General features: G+C 61.5%; 15 protein-coding genes. 12 read left to right on the top strand and 3 right to left on the bottom strand.

The features are described 5' to 3' along the window. Window positions 1–44 precede the first annotated feature (44 nt). The 8 genes from IEV58_RS16260 to IEV58_RS16225 all read left to right on the top strand — a co-directional run bounded on the left by IEV58_RS16260 (window position 45) and on the right by IEV58_RS16225 (window position 9,891). The gene (locus IEV58_RS16260) at window positions 45–3,524 is read left to right on the top strand and encodes an indolepyruvate ferredoxin oxidoreductase family protein (RefSeq protein ID WP_188410878.1); all 3,480 of its coding nucleotides are present in this window, start codon (window positions 45–47) and stop codon (window positions 3,522–3,524) included. Between the two features lie 133 nt (window positions 3,525–3,657). Then, window positions 3,658–4,566: a metal ABC transporter substrate-binding protein gene (locus tag IEV58_RS16255; protein WP_188410877.1), complete on the top strand. Its 909-nt coding sequence runs from the start codon at window positions 3,658–3,660 to the stop codon at window positions 4,564–4,566. Then, window positions 4,563–5,468, top strand: a complete 906-nt coding sequence (locus IEV58_RS16250) for a manganese/iron ABC transporter ATP-binding protein (protein ID WP_188410876.1) — start codon at window positions 4,563–4,565, stop codon at window positions 5,466–5,468. The genes IEV58_RS16255 and IEV58_RS16250 overlap by 4 nt, the downstream gene beginning before the upstream one ends. Further along, window positions 5,468–6,325: a metal ABC transporter permease gene (locus tag IEV58_RS16245; protein WP_188410875.1), complete on the top strand. Its 858-nt coding sequence runs from the start codon at window positions 5,468–5,470 to the stop codon at window positions 6,323–6,325. Before IEV58_RS16250 ends, IEV58_RS16245 begins: the two co-directional genes overlap by 1 nt. Beyond that, complete coding sequence (locus IEV58_RS16240) at window positions 6,322–7,152, top strand: metal ABC transporter permease (RefSeq protein WP_188410874.1); 831 nt, start codon at window positions 6,322–6,324, stop codon at window positions 7,150–7,152. Before IEV58_RS16245 ends, IEV58_RS16240 begins: the two co-directional genes overlap by 4 nt. A 105-nt stretch (window positions 7,153–7,257) precedes the next feature. After that, window positions 7,258–8,307, top strand: a complete 1,050-nt coding sequence (gene hemH, locus IEV58_RS16235) for a ferrochelatase (RefSeq protein WP_188410873.1) — start codon at window positions 7,258–7,260, stop codon at window positions 8,305–8,307. Window positions 8,308–8,421: 114 nt separating this feature from the next. Then, window positions 8,422–9,429, top strand: a complete 1,008-nt coding sequence (locus tag IEV58_RS16230) for an SPFH domain-containing protein (RefSeq protein WP_188410872.1) — start codon at window positions 8,422–8,424, stop codon at window positions 9,427–9,429. Between the two features lie 9 nt (window positions 9,430–9,438). Further along, window positions 9,439–9,891 (top strand): NfeD family protein, encoded by a 453-nt coding sequence (locus IEV58_RS16225; protein WP_188410871.1) that lies wholly within the window; start codon window positions 9,439–9,441, stop codon window positions 9,889–9,891. A 53-nt stretch (window positions 9,892–9,944) separates the two neighbouring features. Here the strand turns inward: IEV58_RS16225 and IEV58_RS16220 are convergent, their stop codons facing one another. Both IEV58_RS16220 and IEV58_RS16215 read right to left on the bottom strand, forming a co-directional pair. Beyond that, window positions 9,945–10,772 (bottom strand): OmpA/MotB family protein, encoded by an 828-nt coding sequence (locus IEV58_RS16220; RefSeq protein WP_188410870.1) that lies wholly within the window; start codon window positions 10,770–10,772, stop codon window positions 9,945–9,947. Between the two features lie 4 nt (window positions 10,773–10,776). Further along, window positions 10,777–11,544: a motility protein A gene (locus IEV58_RS16215; RefSeq protein WP_188410869.1), complete on the bottom strand. Its 768-nt coding sequence runs from the start codon at window positions 11,542–11,544 to the stop codon at window positions 10,777–10,779. 498 nt (window positions 11,545–12,042) lie between these two features. Between IEV58_RS16215 and IEV58_RS16210 the strand changes: the two genes are divergently transcribed. From IEV58_RS16210 to glgX, 3 genes are all read left to right on the top strand, one after another. Beyond that, window positions 12,043–15,306 (top strand): ankyrin repeat domain-containing protein, encoded by a 3,264-nt coding sequence (locus IEV58_RS16210; protein WP_188410868.1) that lies wholly within the window; start codon window positions 12,043–12,045, stop codon window positions 15,304–15,306. Between the two features lie 556 nt (window positions 15,307–15,862). Next, entirely contained in the window at window positions 15,863–19,135 is a 3,273-nt protein-coding gene (locus tag IEV58_RS16205) for an ankyrin repeat domain-containing protein (protein ID WP_188410867.1), read from the top strand. A 273-nt stretch (window positions 19,136–19,408) separates the two neighbouring features. Beyond that, window positions 19,409–21,439: a glycogen debranching protein GlgX gene (gene glgX / locus IEV58_RS16200; protein WP_188410866.1), complete on the top strand. Its 2,031-nt coding sequence runs from the start codon at window positions 19,409–19,411 to the stop codon at window positions 21,437–21,439. A 32-nt stretch (window positions 21,440–21,471) separates the two neighbouring features. Here the strand turns inward: glgX and IEV58_RS16195 are convergent, their stop codons facing one another. Beyond that, window positions 21,472–22,452 (bottom strand): KpsF/GutQ family sugar-phosphate isomerase, encoded by a 981-nt coding sequence (locus IEV58_RS16195; RefSeq protein WP_308791261.1) that lies wholly within the window; start codon window positions 22,450–22,452, stop codon window positions 21,472–21,474. Between the two features lie 170 nt (window positions 22,453–22,622). On the opposite strand from IEV58_RS16195, the gene IEV58_RS16190 reads away from it, so the two are divergent. Beyond that, complete coding sequence (locus tag IEV58_RS16190) at window positions 22,623–24,059, top strand: outer membrane beta-barrel protein (RefSeq protein ID WP_188410864.1); 1,437 nt, start codon at window positions 22,623–22,625, stop codon at window positions 24,057–24,059. The last annotated feature ends 232 nt before the right edge of the window (window positions 24,060–24,291 follow it).

Genomic DNA, 24,291 nt, shown 5'->3' with positions numbered 1-24,291 from the left:
AAGACTTCCGTAAAGGGAGCGTAGGTTCAGAGGAGGAGGCCAGCATGGGCGAATCCAATTCGCACCTGCGTGATGTCAATCTCGATGACAAGTACGACCTGACAAAGGACGAGATCTTCGTAACGGGCTATCAGGCGGCGGTGCGTCTGACCCTGATGCAGCGCGAGCGCGACCGACGCGCCGGCCTCAACACCGCAGGTTATATCAGCGGCTATCGCGGATCGCCGCTGGGCGGGCTCGACCTTCAGTTCATGAAGGCCCGCAAAGTGCTGGAACCTCAGAACATCCTGATCCAGCCGGGCCTCAATGAAGATTTGGCTGCCACCGCCGTCTGGGGCTCGCAGCAGGCGGAGATGCGGGGCGAGGGGCGCTACGACGGCGTCTTCGGCATGTGGTACGGCAAGGGACCCGGCGTCGACCGCTCCGGCGATGTGCTCCGCCACGCCAATCTCGCCGGTTCCTCGAAATTCGGCGGCGTCATCGCGCTGATGGGCGACGATCACACCTGCGAAAGCTCCACCACCGCCCATCAATCCGACTTCCATTTCGTCGATGTGATGATCCCCGTGCTGGCGCCAGCCGGCGTGCAGGAGATCCTCGATTTCGGCCTCTATGGCTGGGCCATGTCGCGCTTTGCCGGCGTCTGGGTCGGCATCAAATGCCTGAAGGACACCGTCGAGAGCACGGCTGTCGTGGATGGGCGCGTCGATCGGATCAACATCGCGCTTCCCGAGTTCGCCATGCCTGAGGGCGGCCTCAATATCCGCCCCTTCGACACGCCGCTGGCGCAGGAGGCGCGGCTTCAGGAGTTCAAACGCGACGCCATGATGGCCTTCCTGGAGGCCAACCCCATCAACCGCATCATCACGCATGGTGGCCGTCGCCCCAGGATCGGGATCGCGGCCGTGGGCAAGAGCTATCTCGACCTCAGGCAGGCGCTCGACGATCTCGGCATCGACGAGGTGGCGGCCAACAACCTCGGCCTCAGGATCTGGAAGATCGGCTGTCCCTGGCCGATGCAGACGAAGGCGCTCTATGATTTTGCCCGGGATCTCGACCTTGTCATGGTGATCGAGGAGAAGCGCTCACTGATCGAGGTGCAGGTCCGCGAGGAGCTTTACAGAAGGCCGACCCAGCCCGTCGTCATCGGCAAGAAAGACGAGGAGGGCCACTGGCTGTTTCCGGTGAAAGGCGCGCTTGATCCTAACGACGTCGCCATCGCGTTGGGCGAACGCATTCTGCGCTATCACGACAGCGAAGAGCTGCGCGGCCGGCTCCATCACCTTCGAGAGGTGCAGCGGGTTCTCGCCACCACGCAGGATGTCGCCGTGCGCGTGCCGTACTTCTGCGCCGGCTGCCCCCACAATTCCTCCACCAAGGTGCCGGAGGGCGAGCGTGCCTATGCCGGCATCGGCTGCCATTACATGGTGCAGTGGATGGACCGCGACACCGAAGGCTTCACCCAGATGGGCGGGGAGGGCGTCAACTGGGTCGGTGAGGCGCCGTTCTCCACGCGCAACCACGTCTTCCAAAACCTCGGTGACGGCACCTTCAACCATTCCGGCGTGCTGGCCATCCGCGCGGCCATCGCCGCCAAGACCAACATCACCTACAAGATCCTCTTCAACGATGCGGTGGCCATGACGGGCGGCCAGCCCAATGAGGGCGGTCTCACGCCGGACCGCATCGCGCGCATTGTCGCCGCGGAAGGTGTGGCGGCGCTGGCGGTGGTGACCGACGATCCGGAGAAATATCCTGATGATACCGACTGGCCCAAAGGCACGAGGGTGCATCACCGCGATGAACTGATGACGGTGCAGAAGCGGCTTGCCGAGGTGCCAGGCGTGACGGCGGTGATCTACGACCAGACCTGCGCGGCGGAGAAGCGCCGTCGTCGCAAGAGGGGCGACTATCCCGATCCGGATACGCGCATCCTCATCAACGAGCTTGTCTGCGAAGGCTGCGGCGACTGCGGCGTGCAGTCCAACTGCGTGGCGATCCAGCCCGTTGAGACGGAGTTCGGCCGCAAGCGCCAGATCGACCAGACCGCCTGCAATAAGGATTACTCCTGCCTCAAGGGCTTTTGCCCCAGCTTCGTGTCCGTCCATGGCGGAAAGCTGAAGAAGAAGGCGGGGGTCTCATCGGGCGAGGTGGCGGTCGCCGACCTGCCGGAGCCTGATCTGCCTGAACTCGACGAGCGGCCCTGGTCGGTGATCGTCACCGGCGTCGGCGGAACCGGCGTGGTAACGGTAGGCGCCATTCTCGGCATGGCCGCGCATCTGGAAGGCAAGGGCTGCGGCATGATCGACATGGCCGGCCTCGCGCAGAAGGGTGGTGCCGTCTACAGCCATGTGCGTCTTGCCCGCTCACCCACCGACATCCATGCCATCCGCGTGGAAGCGGGCGCGGCTGATCTGGTGCTGGGCTGCGACATCGTGGTGGCGGGCAACAAGAAGGTGCTGTCCGCGATCAAGCCCGACCGCACGCTGGTGACCGTCAATACCCACGAGACCTATCCCGGCACGTTTGCCCGCGATGCCTATTATTCGCTGCCGGGCGAGAAGCTGAAGCGCTCCATCACTGAGGTCGCGGGGGCAAACAGGGTGAGTTTCGTGGATTCCACCCGGCTCGCCACCCAGCTCTTTGGCAGTGCCGTGGCCGCCAATATGTTCCTCCTGGGTCTCGCCTGGCAGAAGGGCGGGCTGCCGCTCTCGGCAGAAGCCTTGGAGAAGGCTATCGGTCTCAACGGCGAAGCGGTTGCCATGAACGTTGCCGCCTTTCGCTGGGGGCGCCGGGCCGCGGTCGACATGGCCGAGGTGGAGGCACTTGTGGGGGGCGATGCGCATGCTATGCCGGCGATGCAAAGCCTTGACGACGTCGTCGCCAAGCGCGTCCGATTCCTCACCGACTACCAGAGCAAGCGCTACGCCCGCAGATATGCGCGCCGCATTGATCGTCTGAGGGAGGTCGAACAGGCCGTCGGCGCCGAAGGGCTGGCGGAAGCCGCGGCGCGCTACCTGTTCAAGCTGATGGCCTATAAGGACGAATATGAGGTGGCGCGGCTCTACACCAATGGCGCCTTCGAGCGCCAGCTGGAGGACACCTTCGAACCCGGCTACCAGCTTGAGTTCCATCTCGCGCCGCCGGTGCTGTCGCGGAACGACCCGCACAGCGGCCGACCGAAGAAGCGGCAGTTCGGGCCTTGGATGATGTCTGCCTTTAGGGCGCTCGCCCGCTTCCGTCATCTGCGCGGCACACCGCTGGATGTCTTCGGCTATGGCCATGAGCGCCGGGTCGAGCGGCGACTTGTAGCTGACTATGAAGCCTTGCTGGACGATCTGATGAGCGGCCTGACACCGGCGAACCATTCCATCGCCGTGGCGCTGGCCAGCCTTCCCGACAAGATCCGTGGCTTTGGCCCCGTGAAGGCGCAGAACGTCGCCAAGGCCGAGGCGGAGAAGAAGGCACTGCTGGCGCAGTTCCGCAATCCGCCAGTGACGCCCTTGGCTGAGGCGGCTGAGTAGGCGCCGCGGCGGGGTGGTCAACGCGGAACAACACCGCTACTGACGCATTCCCTTATTGCGAATAATTCCTAGTTGCAAAAATCCTGGAGAGGCTGCACATTCTTCTTGCAAGTCACTCTCAACAAGGGTCGTCATGTTCCAGTTCTCCCGGTGCCGTGTTCTCGGCGCGGCCGTCACTCTCGTTATCGGCTCAGTCTACGGCGCTCTTCCCGCCGCCTCACAGGAAAAGTTCAAGGCTGTCACCACCTTCACGGTGATTGCCGACATCGCGCGGAATGTTGCAGGGGATGCGGCGGTGGTGGAGTCAATCACCAAGCCGGGTGCGGAGATCCATAACTACCAGCCGACGCCGGGCGATCTTCAGCGGGCGCAGGGCGCGCAGCTGATCCTCTGGAACGGCCTCAACCTGGAGCTCTGGTTCGAGCGCTTCTTCCAGAACCTCGAGGATGTTCCCAGCGTCGTGGTCTCCAACGGCGTTGAACCCATGGGCATCGGGTCCGGTCCCTATCAGGGCAAACCGAACCCCCATGCCTGGATGTCGCCGGCGGCGGGCATGATCTATGTCGACAACATCCGCGACGCCTTCGCCAAATATGATCCTGCCAATGCCGAGACCTACCGGGCCAATGCGGAAGCCTATAAGGAGAAGATCCGCGCCACCATTGAGCCCATCCGGAGCGCCTTGGCGGAGGTACCGGAGGAACGGCGCTGGCTGGTGACGAGCGAGGGGGCCTTTTCCTATCTCGCACGCGATTTCCAGCTCAAGGAGCTCTATCTGTGGCCCATCAATGCGGATCAGCAGGGCACACCGCAGCAGGTGCGTGAGGTCATCGACGCCGTCCGCAAGCACAACATTCCCGTGATTTTTTCGGAGAGCACCGTCTCGCCCGATCCGGCAAAGCAGGTAACCCGCGATACCGACGCCCGCTATGGCGGCATTCTCTATGTGGACTCGCTGACAGACGCGTCGGGTGAGGTGCCCACCTATCTCGACCTGCTGCGCGTCACCAGCAGCCGCATTGCAGAGGGACTGAAGGAATGAACATCCAGCCCGCTCGCGCCGACATCGACCAAGCCGCCGATCCGGCCGGTGGCATCTGTGTGAAGCAGGCGACGGTCACCTACAGAAGCGGCCTGACGGCGCTGCACGACGTGACCTTCGAGGTGCCGCGCGGCACCATTACAGCTCTTGTCGGCGTCAACGGTGCGGGCAAATCCACCCTCTTCAAGGCGATCATGGGCTTCGTCCGGCTGGCGCGCGGGAGCATCAACCTTCTTGGCATGCCGGTGAAGGAGGCGCTGAAGCGCAACCTGGTCGCCTATGTGCCGCAGAGCGAGGATGTGGACTGGAACTTCCCCATTCTGGTGGAAGACGTGGTGATGATGGGCCGCTACGGCCACATGGGCTTCACGCGGCGTCCGAAAGCCGCGGATCGTAAGGCGGTCGAGGCGGCGCTCGCACGGGTCGACATGGCGGGCTTTCGCAAGCGGCAGATCGGCGAACTCTCAGGCGGGCAGAAGAAGCGCGTCTTCCTCGCCCGCGCCCTGGCGCAGGACAGCCAGGTGATCCTGCTGGACGAGCCCTTCACCGGTGTCGACGTGAAGACGGAAGACCAGATCATCGCGCTCTTACGTGATCTCCGGGACGAGGGGCGGGTGATGTTCGTCTCCACTCACAACCTGGGCAGCGTGCCGGAGTTCTGCGATCGCTGCGTCCTCGTCAAAGGCACGGTGCTGGCCTATGGCCCGATCGAGGAGACCTTCACGCAGGCGAACCTTGAAAAGGCCTTCGGAGGTGTTCTGCGGCACGTCATACTTCACGACCAAGCCGGTGGGCCTGCACAGCCCTTTGGCGTGTTCAGCGACGATGAGCGACCGCTGGTCATTCACGAGGGCCGCGCGACGGCACGCCGCCGCGAGGCGGATGACGAGAGGCCGGAGTGATGGCCGAGCTCCTGCTGCAGCCCTTCACCTACAACTACATGATCTCGGCGATCTGGGTGTCCGCCCTCGTTGGCGGCGTCTGCGCTTTCCTGTCGTGCTACCTGATGCTGAAGGGGTGGTCGCTGATCGGCGACGCGCTTTCCCATTCCATCGTGCCTGGCGTAGCGGGGGCCTATATGCTGGGCCTGCCGTTCTCGCTCGGCGCCTTCTGTTCCGGCGGTCTTGCTGCCGCGGCCATGCTGTTCCTCAACCAGCGCACCAAGCTGAAGGAAGACGCCATCATCGGCCTGATCTTCTCGTCCTTCTTCGGCATCGGCCTCTTCATGGTGTCGCTGTCGCCCACCTCGGTGAACATACAGACCATCGTGCTGGGCAACATTCTCAGCATCACGCCGGAGGATACGCTGCAGCTTGCCGTGATCGGCTTCGTCTCGCTGGCGCTGCTCACACTGAAGTGGCGCGACCTCATGGTCACCTTCTTCGACGAGACGCATGCACGGTCGATTGGCCTGCGCACCACATGGCTCAAGGTCATGTTCTTCACGCTGCTTTCGGCCTGCACGGTGGCGGCCATGCAGACAGTGGGCGCCTTCCTGGTCATCTGCATGGTGGTGACCCCAGGTGCCACGGCCTACCTCCTGACAGACCGCTTCTCTCGCTTGCTGGTGATCGCCGTCGTGATCGGGGCGGGCACGGGCTGCACCGGCGCCTACATCAGCTATTTCCTCGATGGCGCGACCGGCGGCATCATCGTGGTGCTGCAGACGCTGATCTTCCTCGCCGCCTTCGTGCTGGCTCCCAAGCACGGCATGCTCGCCGCGCGACGCCGCGCGGCTCAAGCCCTGGAGGCGGCATGAACACCCTGACGATCCTTGCGCAGCCTTTCCAGTTCGACTTCATGGTCAATGCGCTCATCATCGCGGCGCTGGTGGCGGTGCCGGCGGCGCTGATCTCATGCTTCCTGGTCCTGAAGGGGTGGGCACTCATGGGAGATGCGATCTCCCACGCGGTTTTTCCAGGCATCGTGCTTGCCTACATCTTGGGTTTGCCGCTGGCGGTGGGCGCCTTTGCCGCCGGCATGTTCTGCGCCGTGGCCACCGGCTTCCTGCAGGAGAACAGCCGTATCAAGCAGGACACCGTCATGGGCATCGTCTTCTCCGGCATGTTCGGGCTGGGGCTCGTGCTTTACGTGAAGGTCCAGTCGGATGTTCACCTCGACCACATCCTGTTCGGCGACATCCTGGGCGTGTCCTGGCGCGACATTGGCGAGACCGCGCTGATCGCTGCCGTGACGGTGGCGGCCATCGGTCTCAAATGGCGTGACCTGCTGCTGCATGCTTTCGATCCGACGCAGGCGAGGGCGGTCGGCCTGTCGGTCCGCCTGCTGCATTACGGCCTTCTGTGCCTCATCTCGCTCACCGTGGTGGGCGCGCTCAAGGCGGTCGGCATCATCCTCGCCATCGCCATGCTGATCGCCCCCGGCGCCATCGCGTTTCTTTTGACCCGAACGTTCCGCACCATGCTCATGACAGCCGTCGCCATCGCACTTGGCGCCTCGCTTTCCGGGGTCTATCTGTCCTTCTTCATCGACAGCGCACCGGCGCCCACCATCGTCGTGCTGCTGGCGCTGGTGTTTCTCGCAGCTTTTGTCGGGACACGGCGTTCTGTAGCGGCACCCGCCTGAGACCGAACGATGCGGGCGCGGCATCGCGCCGCGCAGTGGCGCACCGGCTGGACATTGGGTGGCGGCTCTCCCAAGTTCCCGGCGATCAAGCGAGGTAGTGCCTTTATGTCCGTCAGTCATCCTGTCGAGGTTACGCGTCATTCGCCGACCGGCCATCCGCCCGTGCAGGCCCGCCGCGTCGGCGTGTTGATCGTCAACCTCGGCACGCCCGATGGCACCGACTATTGGTCCATGCGCCGCTACCTCAAGGAGTTTCTGTCGGACAAGCGCGTCATCGATGAACCGCGCTGGAAGTGGTGGCCGATCCTCAACCTCATCATCCTGCAGACGCGCCCGCAGAAGAAGGGGCGCGACTATGAGACGATCTGGAACAGGGAGCTGGATGAAAGCCCCTTGCGCACCATCACGCGTTCGCAGTCGCAGAAGCTTTCTGGGCTGCTGGGCGACGTGCCCGAGGTGGTGGTGGACTGGGGCATGCGCTATGGCAACCCGTCCATCCCCTCGCGGCTGGAGGCCTTGCAGACCATGGGCTGCGACCGCATCCTGGTGGTGCCGCTCTATCCGCAGTATTCCGCGGCCACCACCGCGACCGTGGCGGACAAGGCCTTTGATGCATTGAAGGAGATGCGCTGGCAGCCGGCCGTGCGCATCGCGCCGCCCTGGCACGATGACCCGGTCTATATCGAGGCCATCACCTCGCAAATGACCAAGCATATCGCCGGGCTCGGTTGGGACCCGGAGGTGGTGCTGGCCTCGTTCCACGGCGTGCCGCAGCGTTATCTGGAACTGGGCGACCCCTACCACTGCCACTGTGTGAAAACCGCGCGGCTGATGCGGGAGAAGCTGGGCTGGAGCGAAGACAGGTTGCGCCTGACCTTCCAGTCGCTGTTCGGGCCTGAGGAGTGGCTGAAGCCCTATACGGACAAGACGGTTGAGGCTCTCGCCAAATCAGGTGTGAAGCGGCTTGCCATCGTCAACCCCGGCTTCACCGCCGACTGCCTGGAAACGCTCGAGGAAATCGCGGGCGAAAACGCCGAGATCTTCAAGCATCATGGCGGCGAGCAGTTCGCGGCCATCCCCTGCCTCAACGACACCGAGGCCGGCATGCGGGTGATCGAGACGGTGACCCGTCGGGAGTTGTCGGGCTGGGTGTGAGCGTTCCTGCTTGAGCTGTGGCCGCCACTCCTGTTGCCTTCGCTCTCCTAATGCCGCATCACAGGCCCGATGCGCCTGTGCAGTAATCAGGCCGGGAAACGGGGAGCTTCGACCATGTATGGCTTTGATATTTTTACCCTGGTGATCGTCGCGCTGGCGATCCTGGTGGTCTTCGCGGGCGTGAAGACGGTGCCGCAGGGCTATAACTACACGGTCGAGCGCTTCCAGAAATACACGCGCACGCTGTCGCCGGGCCTCGCCATCATCGTGCCCTTCATCGACCGCATCGGCCGGCGCGTGAACATGATGGAGCAGGTGCTGGACATCCCGAGCCAGGAAGTCATCACCCGCGACAACGCCACCGTGCAGGTGGATGGCGTCAACTTCTACCAGATCATCGATGCGCCACAGGCCTCCTACGAGGTGACGAACCTGCAGTCGGCCATCCTCAACCTGACCATGACCAACATCCGCTCGGTCATGGGCTCCATGGATCTCGACCAGGTCCTGTCCAATCGCGATGAGATCAACGAGCGCCTCTTGCGCGTGGTCGACGCGGCGGCTTCGCCCTGGGGCGTGAAAGTCACGCGCATCGAGATCAAGGACATCACGCCTCCGGCCGATCTCGTTGCCGCCATGGGCCGGCAGATGAAGGCCGAGCGCGAGAAGCGCGCCTCGATCCTGGAGGCGGAAGGCGCCCGCGCCTCCGAAATCCTGCGGGCCGAGGGCCGCAAGCAGAGCCAGGTGCTGGAGGCCGAGGGCCGCCGCGAAGCCGCCTTCCGCGACGCCGAGGCGCGTGAGCGCACCGCCGAGGCGGAGGCCAAGGCCACCGTCATGGTGTCGGATGCCATCGCCACGGGCGATGTGATGGCCATCAACTACTTCATCGCTGAGAAATATGTGAATGCGCTCGCGCAGCTCGCGACATCGCCCAACCAGAAGACGCTGATCCTGCCGGTGGAGGCAACCTCCGTTATCGGGTCGCTGGCCGGCATTGCCGAGATCGCCAAGTCCGCCCTAGGGGATGGCGGTGGGAGCACGCCGACCCCGGCTCCGGCATCGCGCGCGCCTCGGCGTACGGTGCCAGCTGCGCGGGGTACAACACCTTCCTCCGACGTGTGAGGACTGGCCATGATCGCCTCGCTGTTTGAAAGCCTCGGCATCTGGAGCTGGTTCGTCATCGGGGCGCTGCTGCTCGCCTGCGAGATCCTGGCGCCCGGCACCTTCATCCTGTGGCTCGGCTTTGCCGCGGTCGCCGTGGGCATCCTCGTGGTGCTGTTCGGTATCGGCTGGCAGGCGCAGCTTCTGGCCTTCGGCGCCCTGTCGCTCGTCTTCGTGCTGGTCTGGTGGAAGTTCGCCCGGGGGCGGGCTAGCGGCGACAGCGACCAGCCCATGCTCGGCCGCCGGGCCGAGCGGCACGTGGGCCGCGAATTCGTGCTGGAAGCGCCGATCCTGTCCGGCCGCGGCCATGTGCGGATCGATGACACCAACTGGCGCATCAAGGGCGAGGACATGCCCGCCGGAACCCGTATCCGCGTAACGGGAACGGAAGGCGCGCTGCTGCTGGTGGAGAAAATGGGCTAGGGGCCCCGCGCATGCCCGGCACAGGCGAAGTCCAGGTCGGTCAAAGGTGTCTGTTATTGCAGTGCATCGACCGGCACCGGCGGAGCTTCATTCAAGAGAACGAGTGTGATGCGCCTGTTCGCGGCCAGGAAGGGGTTATCGGGAAACATAGGTTCGCTGTCGGCCCGGCCTTCGACGGACCGAAAACGTTCGGACGCCAGGCCATTGGCTTCAAGCATGCGGCGCACGGCATTCGCGCGTTCCGCCGACAGTTCCCACGGGCCGTAACGCAGCGGCCTGTCGGAATTGCCTGCGGAGGTGTGCCCTTCAATCTTCAGTCGATTGGGCATGTTGCGGATGACGGGCGCGATGGCATTGATGAAGCCGCGAATGCGCTCGTAAGGTTCGGGCGAGCCCGACGAGAACATGGAGCGGCCGTCCTGATCCATCAGCTGGATCGCAAGGCCATCAGGCGTTTCCTCGATAACGATATGCCGCGAGACCTCAGCGATATCAGGCAGGCTCTGCAAGGCCTGACGAAGGGATGCCGCGGTCATGGCGAAGTTCGGATTGATGTTGGACGAGGCAAATCCTCTGAATTGCTCGTCGGTCACTGGGCCTGACGATGACGATGTTTCCTCCGCGTTGACGTCATCGCGAAACTTGTTTTTCGATCGGGTGGGCAGTCCGTCCTGTTCGATGACGCCGGCGCGGGCGTCTTTCGTCTGCATGCCGAAGGCTTCCCTGATGGAGCCGACGGCGGCTTCCATCTTATCCACGTCCTGTTTGGACGAGGCCGCGACCACCACGAAGAAGGCCATCAGGAGAGCCATGAGATCGGCGAAGGTCACGTACCAGCCGTGGCCGCCGGCATGGCCTTCGCCCTTTTTCTTGCGCGCCATGGGTTCAGGCCGCCTCGGCCAGTTCGTGGCGGTGCTTCTCCGGCAGGTAGGCCAGCAGCATCTCGCGCACCAGCGAGGGGCTCTTCTGCTCGCGGAGCTGCATCACGCCGTCGATGATGAGGGACTGGTTGAGTTCCTCCTCGGCGAACTTGAGGTGGAGCTTGTCGGCCATGGGGATGCCCATGAAATTCTGCATGAGCGCGCCGTAGAGCGTGGCAGTCAGCGCGATCGCCATATAGGGGCCGAGGGTTGAGGGATCCTGCATGTTGGCGAACATCTGCACCATGCCGATCAGCGTGCCGACCATGCCGAAGGCCGGGGCGCAGTCGCCGACGGAGCGGAAGATCTTCTCGCCCTCCGAAAGGCGCATGAGAAGGAGGTCGCGGTCGAGCTCCATGGTCTCGCGGATGAATTGCGCGTCGTAACCATCGGCGATGTAGCGGATGCCCTTGGCGAGAAAGGGATCGGAAGCGGCCGCCGTCTCCAGCGCCAGCGGGCCCTGCTTGCGGACGAGATCCGCCAGTTGGCCGATCTCCCCGATCAGGGAGCGTGCGCTGATCTTGCGCATGGAGAAGCAATACTTCAGCCCGACGGGCAAACCTTCCTTGATTGCGTGCAGTGGGAAACGGATCATGGTGGCGGCTGCCGCGCCGCCGAAGACCACGATGGCTGAATGGCTGTCCAGGAAGATCGATGGATCGCCGCCCATCACCATGAGCGCGCCCACGATGACAATAGCCGCGACAAACCCCAGGATGGTTGCGAAGTCCATATGACAATCCTTGCCGATAAGCCGCAATCCTCGCGACCGGAGCTGGTCACTATGTAGCCGACGCTCTTCTAACTTAGCGTTAAGCGATGCGCGCAGATTTGGGACGACTGCTGCCGGCGGCTATCTCCACCAGGGTGGGGCGCGCAGCTACAGAGCATGATGATCGGCTAGTTCGACTCCGATCCAGATCAGGTCCGGGCCTGTCAGTGGGCTCACCACCCGCTTTTGCCTCTATGACCCCGAAAGGAACATACCTGTTTCTGCCAGAGGCCATATGGACAAAGTATTCATTACCCCAACGCGCGATTAGGCTTGTTTTTGCGGCGGGGGAGACAGGCAATGCGCGCAACTGGGCAATGATGCGGATTCCTAGGATGCTTTTCGGTGCAGTTATGTTACATTATCATGAATATAACGCGTAAATATAAGTATTAAAAGAAACTACCTGACCTTTATCCTTGTAAAATGAGGCTAAAATGGTCGGGAGTGGGGAGATGGATGATGGTAGCTGCATTGCGTGCAGGTGAGCTTCGTTTGCCGACTGGCGAAGACGCGGAAGGTCTCTTCGGGCTTCAGATCAAAGCGTCGACCGGTCGTCAGGGGACGGCGGCGGAGATCCAGCTGCGCGACGCGCTCAAGAGCGGCAACATGCAGCTGGCGGTCCAGATCATCAACAGCGGCACCGTCGACATTAACTGGGTGGACAGCCAGAACGGCTGGAGCTTCCTGCACTATGCGGTCTCCACTGACGGCGGCCTTCCCGCCATCGAGCATCTGGTCAAGGCTGGCATCGACATCCGCCTCACCAATGATGATGGCGAGACCGCCATCGAGATGTTCGACACCCGTTATTTCGCAGTCTTGCAGGAGAACGGCTACGACCTGGAGTACATCAAGTTCGCGACCGGCGCCGCGAAGTGGATCAGCGACAAGGCCACCGAAGAGATCAAAAAGATCGCCGAAGGCGGCATGGACAAGGTCGGCGACTTCATGGAGGTCAACAAGTGGCGCGCCGCCGGCGGCAGCCTCATTCCGATCATGACCAAGGTCTCGCTGTTCGACGTCCTTCACCTCAGGCCCGAAGACCAGGTGTGGTTCGTCAAGGACATCCTCGGCAACGACGGCCGGGTGGAGGAGATGATCGAAAAAGGCGAGATCGACCCTGAAGCATTGATGGCGGAGGAGCTCAACGGCGAGACACCCTATGTCTTCTTCCAGCGCATGGCTGATAACGAAGAGATCGCTGAGGCCGACCGCACCCGCTTCCAGGAGATCGCCGATGTCTTGAAGGCAAAAGGGGCTCCCGGGAGCGAGGAGACGGAGTCCGGCGAGGGAGAGGGACCCGCCAAGGTCGACTTCGACAAGGAGGACCTGGACAAGCTCGATATCCTCAACATGAAAACGGATGTTGAGGTCGATGGCGAGAAGCTGACAGTATCTGCAGCCACGATCAAGACGATGCTCGAGAAGTACAAGAAGGGCATCGACGATGGAGATATCAAGGAAGGCAGCGCCCAGTGGAACTACTACCACTCGCTGAGAGCGCTGATCGCTATCAATAGCGGCTCGTCCGTGACGCCCTATTTCGAGGGCGATCTTCCCGGAAATACCTCCGAACGGCACGAAAGCGGTGCTTTTGAAGCAACGGCCGAAGACTGGCAGGATATCTACGATCCCGAGAAAGTTAAAAAGATGTTCCAGGAGGCCTCTGCTGACGAGCAGGTGGGCAAGGACATCAAGGCTGCTCAGGATGAGGCGCTGGGCAAGGTCCCGGGCCTTGACAAGGACGCGATCAAGGCAGCTTTCGAAAAGCCGGAGACCATGGAAGGGCTGCGCCAGTATATCGCTGGGCTATCGGCGGCCGGCAAAATCGAAGAAGCGCAGGCGGAAGCCCAGAGGGCGCTCAGTGCCTATGCCGCTGTTGCCAGCCAGGAAGAAGTCGACGAATACGCACAGAAGCTGGCCGTGAACGATATGGCCAGCATGCTCGACGAGATCATGGCCAATCCTGAAGGGATCAGCGACGAGTATTGGGAAAAAGCCACTGCCGATTGGGCGGCGATGATGCTTGAAATGGCGAACCGCGGCCTGCAGCTCGGGCGCCACGGTATGAATGTCCTCAATGCGCAGGTGAAGGATTTTTATCAGAGTATTCTTGACGATAAGAACGTGCGGAATGCGGTTGCGCAAATTATGAAGGCCACCGCCGCAAGCGGGGGAGTGCCTAGCAATAAATCTCTGGTACAGGCCTTTGATAAGCTGGTTGAAGATGGAAAGATCAAGCATATTCCCCTCCCTCAACGCGATACTATTCTAAAAGGCCTCAATGAACTTAATAACATGGGTGCCTTCAGCACCGGCATCGGTCTGATCTCTCTTGTCAGCGGTATCTATCAGCAGACCGCAGGGCGAGCGTTTGATGACAATCATCTGCAGAATATGCAGATCGCTCGCAGCTACCTCCTATTCTTCGGTACGATGCCGGAGATATTCAAGCTCGGTTCGCAGTTTACCAAAACGTCGCTGGCGAAGTTCATGGGGATGGGCGACACATCCGCGATCTTCGGCGCCAAATCGGTGCGTGATATCTTTGAAGTGTCCATCACCGAAGGCGATAAGATGGACGACCTCCTGAAGTTTCTCAACGATCTTCCGGGCGCGACTCCCAGCGACGCCCCTGAGCCACCGAAGGGCTTCAAGGATAAAGTAGCCAAGCTGTTCGGCGGTGAGGCTGCTCGCACTGGCAAGTTCGCGGCCAAGGTGATGGCGTCGATAGGCAAAGTTGTTGGTGCTACCGCCTTCACCGGCTTTGGCATCGTCGATGCCGTGCTTGGCGGTTTCACGGCCAAGGAGGGTGCGGACAAAGGCGACGACATATTGCTGGCTCAGGGCATTCTGCAGGTCTTCACCGGAACCTTCACTACTGCGGCCGGCGCGGCCATGGGATTTGCCGCCGCCGGTTTCGCGGCCGCGAGCGCTCTTATTTCTCCCTTGCTGCTTGCCGCGGCCGTCATCGGTGTGGTCGTCATCCTCATCGACGTCATCAGGTCGATTTTCACGGAAGACGATACCGCATCCATGGGCGAATTCGACTTTCTGAAAGAGCAGGAAAAGCTCGGTCTGCTTCAGGGCGATGGTATCGACAAATTCGAGTTCCTGCGATTTGCGGGCTACAACGGCCAGGTCATGGAAGGTGACTCCTGGAATCCCGGAGAGATCCCTATCGAAGACCGGGCATTCTTTATGCAGCAGGGCGGCCGCCGTCCTTACACACCGTCTGGCGTCAGTGTCTTCGATGCCTATGATTGGAAAGCGTGGACGAAGGAATACCATGACAACCGCGACGCCTTCTACGACGACAAGGTAAATCTCCACTTCCCAACGGATCATCAAACCTTCGATAAGCCGTCGGACCAGGACTTCGAAAACAATCTCAATGCTGTGGTCGTGCTCTACAATAAAGGCATCAAGGGTGTGGGCGGCAACCGCGACAGCGGGGGTTCGGTGCCAGGGCTCGGCGGTGAGTTGCGTGACCGGATCAAGACGCTGATGCTGTATTATTATACGAACATCGACGTCAGCGGCACGGACGCCATGGCTGCTCGATGGGTCGCCGAGCAGATCGAGGGCCGCCTCGGCGGGACCTACTCGAATTCCGATGATGGCGCCGAGGGTGCAAAGATCTTCTGGCGCTACTTCGATGTCCATTCCGGCAAAGGTGATTTCGAGGCGTTGGCTAAAGAAGTCTATGAATCTCGCTGATCGTGGCTGCAAAAGCTAAATGCAGTTGGCCGCCTCGGGCGGCCAACTTTGTTTTGATATGATCGTTATGTGGCGGAGTCGGGCACCGGTGTGGAGGGCTGCTCAAAGCCCACGAGAGAGGGCCAGTCGCGTATAGCGACCCTATGGCGATGAGGTGTTAGGCGTCACTTCATTGCATCGATATTTATTATCGAGCTCATGATGAGGCTCATTGCTCCGGCGATTCTTAAAAGAAACATGCGTGCTACTGCCAGTATGCCCGTTTGATCCAAATTCTCATCATACTTCACAGGATTAAGCTTGTTTCCTCGGTGAGGTGGCTAGAAACTGGGCAGGATGCCAGTTTTTTGGGATGCTTTCCGATGCGGCTATGTTACATTATCATGAACGAGATAGATAAATATAAGTATTAAAAGAAACTACCCGGCCAATATGTCCTGAAAATGAGGCATAAAATGGTCGGGACAGGGAGGTGGAAATGGTCGCTCGTGTTCGCCCGCAGGTTTTGTTTGGGTCGACGGAGAATGAAGGGTCCGATTTTTCAACATTTCTTCGTGTGGCCCGATCGAATGGAACGCCGGAAGGTGACCGGAACGAGCACATCTGGACAGTGATCGCCGACCTACGTGCCAAGGGGACAAGCGATCAGGACATTCTGATCGATGCTATCCGAAACCGCGATCTCGATCTGGTCGGCGTGCTGATTGGCAATAATCCTCCAGAAGGCCACGAGAAGGCCGACATAGACCTGAACGACACCTCTCGCGTCGGCGGCGTTCCCCTGCACATCGCCTCGTTGGCCGCCTATTCCGGGAAAAGCGACGAGGAAATCGAAAACGGCATTCTCATGCTGGAGCTGCTGATCAAGGGAGATGGCGAGGGGCCGACGGAGGAAGCCGACATCGCTTTGCTCGATGCAGCGGGATATAGCGCCTACATGCACGCCGCCCAGTTCGACAAGGTTCCGGGCGCCGTCAAAGTGGCGGAGTGGCTGAAGGAGGAGATGAACCGGCAAGCTCAAGAGGCTGCCGAGGCCGGAGATCAGGAGCGCGTCGACGAGCTCGTTGCCGCCGGTGCTGATCCTATCGAGACCGAGAATCCGGATGAGACGGACGGTACCGGGGGGGAGATAGAGGCGCTTACCCCTGAGGAAATGGAAGCTGTCGAGAAGCGCCTCGAAGAACTTGATGTCCTGAACATGGAGACGGACATCACGGATGCTGAAGGCAACAAGCTGACCGTCAATGCAGCCACCATCAAGCTTATCATGGATAAGTATGAGAAGGGCATCGAGGACGGAACCTACGGCAAGGACAGCGCCCAATACAAGTTCTACTACGGCATGCGGGGCATGAGCGATACCGCCTATGGCGGTTCAGTGACGCCCTATTTCGAAAATGGCGCGGACGGTGGTCCCTCCGAACGGTGGGAAGGCAAGCCCTACGCCACCACTGCCGAAGATATGCAGGACATCTATGATCCTGAAAAGCTGAAGGCGATGTTCGCGGAGGCCGCGAAAGATCCTGCCGTTCTGGAAGACTGGCAGAATGCCCAGGACGAGGCGATGGAGAGCATCCAGAACAAGGAAGGGCTGAAAAAAGATCTCAAGGAGTTCCTGCTGAGCGATGACTTCAGGGCCTATCTCAAGACCCTGAACGATAAGGATGATATTGCGGGAGCAACCGCGGCAGCTCAGCGTGCGATCAACGCCTATGCCGCGCTTTCCAGCCAGGAAGAGGTCGATGAGGTCGTGGCCCAGATGGGCGTCAACGACCTTGTCGGCGAAATCAACACCATTCTGTCTGATCCCGGAAAGATCGAGGATCAATATTGGGAAGCTGCCACGGCCGACTGGGCGGCGATGATGCTTGAGGCGATCAACCGCGGCATTCAGCTTGGGCGCCACGGTCTTAACTCTCTTGAGCTTGCGGAAACGAAGGCCTGGTTTGAGAAGTTGCGCAAGGGCAGCACGGAGCTTCGCCAGACAGCGATGATCTTCAAGGAATTTGCCAGGACGGGATCACTGCCGGAGAACATCTCGCAGGCCAAGCTCGACCAGATCGCCAGCCGTGTTGACAGCAAGTGGGGCACACGCGGGCCGATCCGCAGCTTCTTCACCAATCTGAACAAGGCCGGCGCCTTCAGTACCGCCATCGGCTCGCTGGCCCTCGCAGGCTCCATCTATCAGCTGACGGGTGGTAAGGCCTTTGATGAGGACCATCTGCAGAACATGCAGATCGCGCGCGGCTTCCTCCTGTTCTTCGGCACCATGCCGGAGATGTTCAAACTGGCTTCGCCACTGACCAAATATATGGGCATGGGTGATACGGCGGCGATCTTCGGCTCCAAGAGCGTACAGGAAATCTTCAAGGTCGACACGCGCAACGAGTTGACGAAATGGCTTTCAGATTTTGATTTCCGGCCAGGAAACAACGTGCCGAAGGCCCCCATCGATCAGTTCATGGACAAATTCAAAATTGAAGACCGTACGCCCGGTGGCACTGGTTGGAAAATGTCGGCCTCCGTGATCAAGGTCCTGGGTGCGGCGTCCTTCACCGGGTTCGGCATCGTCGATGCGGTGCTCGGCGGCTTCACCGCGAAGAAGGGCGCGGACACCGGCGACGACACCATGCTGGCGCAGGGCATCATGCAGGTCTTCACCGGCGGCTTCACCACAGCGGCGGGCGTTGCCATGGGGCTCAGCGCGGCGGGCGTCACGGCTGCTGCGGCTTTCATCTCGCCGCTGCTCCTCGTCGCCGCAGTGATCGGCACGGTCATCATCGCCATCGACCTGATCAAGGCCTTGATCGAGGCCTTCAAGGAAGACGACAAGGCGTCGATCGGCGAGTTGGAGTTCTATCAGGCCCAGGCTGACCTCGGAGTTCTGCAGAGCGACTGGAGCGAGAAGTTCGAGTTCCTGCGGCTCTCTGGATACAATCCGGGCGGAAATTCTGATTCCGAGAAAGTGGATGGCCGGCGCATGACGACCAAGCCGGGCGAGAGCGTCTTTGACGCCTACGACTGGAAAAGCTGGCTCGCGACTTATAAGGCCAATCACAAGGCCTACTTCGATCTGCCGTATAATGACCGGAATGGCTCTTACGGATTTGGGTATCCGATGGGATTCCGAAACGGCAGTGATGATCTGAGCCGCCAAGACTATGAGAACGTTCTGAATGGCGCGGTTTCCATCTATCATGACCGGATCAATGGCGCGGATGGAGAGGGCGGACGCACTGTTCCAAGCCTCAGCGGTCAGCTAAGGGAGTATGTGAGAGATCTGTTCAAATTCTATTTCCAGCACATCAATAAGGGTGACGTCAGCGACGCTGCCGAATGGGTGCGTGACCAGATCGCCAACCGGATTCCGAACGCATATTCAAATTCTGACCACGGCTCCGAAGCCAAGGAAATCTTTGAAAATTATTTCAATAAACATAAGGGCAAGGGGCAGTTCGAAGAGCTTGGCGCGGAGGTCCAGAAAGAGGCATATCAAGGGTTTGAGAACACCCTGAACTCCGCCGTGGTTAAATACGCGGAAGGATTCGACGATCACGAGGGTATCTCGACTGACAGGCGGCAAGTCCCTCCGTTAACCGGTACCCTGCGTGAAGAGATAAAAAATCTCTTCCGCTATTACTTCAGCCGAATTGACCCAGGTGGCACCGATGCGATGGCCGCCAAGTGGGTGGCCGAACAGATCCGCGATCGCATGGGCAACAACTATTCGGGAGAAGCAGACGTGTTTTGGGGTTACTTCGACAAATCCCATAACAACGGAAGATCGGACTTCGAGGCTCTGGCCAGGGAGGTTCACGGCGAAGGCTAAGCGCGCCTGCTTCGGATAGAGGATGAACCGGCTGTCTTCGGGCAGCCGGTTTTCGTATGTAGACAGCCAGCTTCCACGCAGACCCATAGTAAGATCAAGGTAAGACAGCATCCGATTATCCAACCCGATTAGCGGGTCGACGGATTTGATTTCGCGTCGATTAGCTAAACCGTTGCTTTGTCCCGTTGGGCGGAACCCAAGCCCTAAAACGACGTTGTCACGCGATCCTGCCGTGTCTCTCGGCAGCAGATGTCCAGATCGCGAGAACATCACATGCATATTGAATCCGGCCTGCCTTACCCCCTCGGCGCGACGTTCGATGGGGAAGGCACCAACTTCGCCTTGTTCTCGCAGCATGCCGAGCGTGTGGAGCTCTGCCTCTATGACGACAAGGGTGAGACTGAGACAGCGCGGATCACGCTGCCGGAGTTCACCGACGAGGTCTGGCACGGCTATCTGCCGGGCGTGAAGCCGGGGCAACTCTACGGCTATCGGGTGCATGGCCCCTTCGATCCGGAGAACGGCCATCGCTTCAACCCAAACAAGCTCCTGATCGACCCTTACGCGCGCGAACTTGTCGGGGATATCAAATGGTCGAGCGCTCAGTTTGGCTATATCGCCGGCGGCGAGGATCCCGATCTCACCTTCAACGAGGAAGACAGCGCGCCGGGCATGCCGAAGTGCCGCGTGACGGATCGTGCGGAAGTCGCCAGCTCCGTTTCGCGTCCCAATGTGCCCTGGGACCGCACGGTGTTCTATGAAACGCATGTGCGCGGGTTCACCAAGCTGCATCCGGCGGTGCCGCAGGAGCTGCGTGGCACCTTCGACGGGCTCGGCCACAAGGCGATCATCGATTACGTCAAAGGTCTCGGCATCACCTCCATCGAGCTTCTGCCGGTTCATGCCTTTGTCGATCCGCAATATCTGCTCGACAAGGGCCTGCGCAATTTCTGGGGCTATGACAGCATCAACTTCTTCTCCCCGGAGGCGCGGTATCTGGGGCCGAAGGGGCTCGCCGGCTTTCGCGACATGGTGCGCGGCTTCCACGATGCCGGCATCGAGGTCATCCTCGATGTGGTCTACAACCACACTGCCGAGGGCAATGAGATGGGGCCGACGCTCTCGTTCCGTGGCATCGATAACTATTCCTATTACCGCACCCTGCCGGACAACCACCGCTTCTATATCAACGACACCGGCACCGGTAATACGGTCAACACCAGCCATCCTCGCGTGCTGCAATTGGTGATGGACAGCCTGCGCTACTGGGCGCAGGCCATGGAAGTGGACGGCTTCCGCTTCGATCTCGGCACCATTCTCGGACGTGAGCCTGAGGGCTTTGATCCGCGCGGCGGTTTCTTCGATGCGGTGGGGCAGGACCCCGTGCTGTCGCGCCTGAAGCTGGTTGGTGAGCCTTGGGACATCGGCCCCGGCGGCTATCAGGTGGGCAGCTTTCCGCCGGGCTGGGCGGAATGGAACGACAAATATCGCGATACCGTGCGCGGTTACTGGAAGGACGAAGATGGGCTGTTGCGCGATTTCGCGTCACGCTTCACCGGGTCCGGCGATATCTACGACCAGCGTGGGCGCCGCCCCTGGGCGGGCGTCAATTTCATCACGGCCCACGACGGCTTCACGCTCAACGATCTCGTCTCCTATAACGAGAAGCACAACGAGGCCAATGGCGAAGACAATCGCGATGGCCACAGCGACAACCACAGCTTCAACTATGGCGTCGAAGGCCCGACCGACGACGAGGGCATCCGCGCGGTGCGCCAGCGCCAGATGCGGAACCTGATGGCGACGCTGCTCCTGTCGCACGGCACACCCATGATCCTGGCGGGCGATGAGTTCGCGCGCACCCAGAACGGCAACAACAACGCCTATTGCCAGGACAGTGAGATTTCGTGGGTGAATTGGGACATCGGCGACAAGGGGCATGGTTTGCAGGATTTCGTGGCGCGGCTGCTTGCGCTGCGCGCCGAGCGGCCTATCCTGCGGCGCGCCAGCTTCCGCGACGGGATGATCGTAACCTGGCTCAACCCCGGCGGTGGCGAGCAGACCGAGGAGCAATGGGATGATGCCGGCGCCACCACCGTGGGGCTGAGACTCTCGACCGAGGAGGACGAGGTGCTGTTCCTGTTCAATCCGCATGATGGGCCGGTTCCCTTCGTGCTGCCGGAACGGGAGGGGAGGGCCTGGACGGTTCGTGTCTCGACCGCCGAGGAGCTTCAGGAAGGGGCGGAATATGGCGGCGGTGACAGCCTTGAGATGATTGGTCGCTCGCTCGCCATGCTGGACTGAACGCGCGACCTTTGATCGCTATCCTGCTGCGCTCACACGACGCCGGCGCGCAGCAGATCGTGGATGTGAATGAGCCCCACCGGGCGGTTGTCGTCGACGACGAAGAGTGTGAGGATCTTGGTGGAGTTCATGCGCTCGATGGCGACCGTCGCCAGCGTGTCGGGCGAGATCGAGCGCGGGTTTGTCGTCATGACCTCGTCGACCGTGCGGGCCAGAAGGTCCGGCCCCATGTGGCGCCTGAGATCGCCGTCGGTGATGATGCCGGCGAGCTCGCCGTCCCGGCCCGTGACGCCGACGCAGCCGAAGGTCTTGGCGCTCATGACGATGATGGCCTCGGTCATGGGCGTTCCAATCGGCACCAGAGGCGTCGCGTCGCGCCCGTGCATGAGGTCGCGCACATAGGACAGCATGGCGCCGAGCTTGCCGCCGGGGTGGAACACCTTGAAATCCTGCGCGGTGAAGCCGCGGCTTTCCAGGAGCGCGACCGCCAGCGCGTCGCCGAGCGCCAGCTGCATGGTTGTGGAGGTGGTGGGGGCAAGGCCGTGCGGGCAGGCCTCGGTCGCGCGCGGCAGGGCGAGCACCACATTGGCGGCGGACCCGAGCGCGCTCTCCGCATTGGCAGTGATCGCGACGAGCGGCACGTTGAACCGCGTGGCGTGCTGGATCAGGTCGTGCAGTTCCTTCGTCTCACCGGACCAGGACAGCGCCAGGATGATGTCGCCCCCCAGGATCATGCCGAGATCGCCATGGCTGGCCTCGCTCGCATGCACGAAGAAGGAGGGCGTGCCTGTCGAGGCAAGGGTCGCCGCAAGCTTGCGGCCGATGTGACCGCTCTTGCCGATACCTGACACGATGACACGGCCCGAGGCGCCGCGGATCAGCGCAACGGCCTTTTCGACCGCCTGTCCCAGCTCGCCCGACAGCTGTTCGGTCAGCGCCCGCAGCCCTTCCGTTTCGATGAGAAGGGTGCGGCGGGCCACTTCCACGGCGGTGGCGTCGACATTGGTCTGCACGAGCATGTTCCTGGTGTTCTGAAACCCGGGGCGGCGATGGGCAGAGAGCTAGCACAGGGGCTTTGGCCATAGCCAGCCCAGGAGGCGGGCTAACCATTGGTTAACCATAATCGGGCCTGCTGCCCTGACGACATCTTACGGCATTCGCCGATTCGTCCGGCTGGGGAAACATGCGCGTCTCGCGGGCTCAAGGCACACTCTGGCTTTGCGTGCTGGCGGCCTGCGCCAAGGCCAGCGCGGCACCCGTCGCCGCGCAGGAAGCACTGTGGGAACCCAACCTTGCCCGCATCGGGGATGAGGCCAAGGAGCGCGCCGCGCCCATGGATCCCCTGCCGCTCGGGCCACAACCGGTTCGGCCGCTTGCGCCGCCCCTGGCCGGAGCGGAGCGGCCGGGCGAGGCCGAACCGTTGGAGGTCGAAGCTCCGCTGCCACCACCGGCTGTTGAGGATGTGGCGCTGCCGGTGCCGGAGGAGGATGCCTTTGCCGCACCGGGTATCCGTATCGGTACCTTCATGCTTCGCGGCAGCATCGACAGTTTCGCGGGCTATGACAGCAACCCGCTGCGGACCGAGCGGGGCAGGGGCTCGGCCTATGGCGCGATGGGAGCCGAAGCGACGCTGACGAGCGACTGGAGCCGTCACCAGCTCGAGGCGCGGCTCAACGGCACCTATACCAACTATATCGATCTGGAAGAGGCCAATGCCCCTGTAGCCAATGGCGAGATACGCGGACGGCTCGATGTGCGGGAGAACATCGAGATCGACGGCCTCCTCGGTATTGCGCTCGACACGCTCGATCCCGGCGATGCCGACACGCCGCAGGGCCTGACCGACCGGCCGCTTTTCACTGAATTCCGCGGACTTGCCGGCGTTACCTATCGCACCGATGAGTGGTCGTTTCGCACAGGCGGCCGTATCGAGCATGAAAACTATGAAGACGGCACCTACCTCGACGGCGGGCAGCTCGACAACAGCGACCGGATCAACACCACCTATGCGCTGGATCTGCGCGGGGCCTATTTCATCGGCCCGAAGCTGGAGATCTTCAGCGAGGGCGTGATCGACACGCGCGTTCATGATCGTGAGTTCGACCGGAACGGATTGCGCCGTGACAGCACCGGCCAGTCCATCGCCACCGGCCTGCGCTACACTCCCTCCGCGCTGCTGGATGCCGAGGTTTCGGGCGGCTACCGCTGGCGGCAGTACAAGGACGCGGAGCTGCCGGATCTCTCCGGCTTCACGGCCGATGTCTCGCTGACCTGGCGCGCGACGGCCTTGACCACGGTGCGGCTGACGGCCGGTACGCTCTTCGACGACACCACGCTTGTCGATGCCTCCGGCAGCATTTCGCGCTTCGTGCGCGGCGAGGTGATCCATGCGCTGCGCCGCAATGTGGAGCTGACGGCGGCTGTCGGCGCGGAGACCGCTGAGTTCGAGGGCATCGATCGAGACGATACGGTCTACACCGGCGAACTCGGCGCGGAATGGAAGTTCAACCGCCGCTTCGGTGTCAACGCGCGGCTTGCGCACACCAAGCAGATCTCCAACGTTGACGGTGGGGATTTCGAGGCGACGCTTTATCAGCTCGGCATCCGCTTCCGCTATTGAGGCTGCGGGATTCAGGAGGGTGTGGCTTATCCTTCGAGCCGGACTTGCGGTCCTCCTCAGGATGAGGTCGAGGATTTGGCTCTCTCAGCGGCCCTCGCGAAGCATCTGCGAAGACAACCAGCGCTCGCCGTATCCGTCATGCTAGGCCTTGTTGTTTGGTCTTGAGACATAGCTGACAGATGTTCGGAGACATCCCTGACACTTTTGATGCGGATTGCATCGGGAGGACGGG

Origin of the sequence: Agaricicola taiwanensis, from assembly GCF_014635245.1 — a bacterium.
GTDB classification, from domain to species: Bacteria; Pseudomonadota; Alphaproteobacteria; order Rhizobiales; family Methylopilaceae; genus Agaricicola; species Agaricicola taiwanensis.
This window is presented reverse-complemented; position numbering and strand designations above follow the sequence as displayed.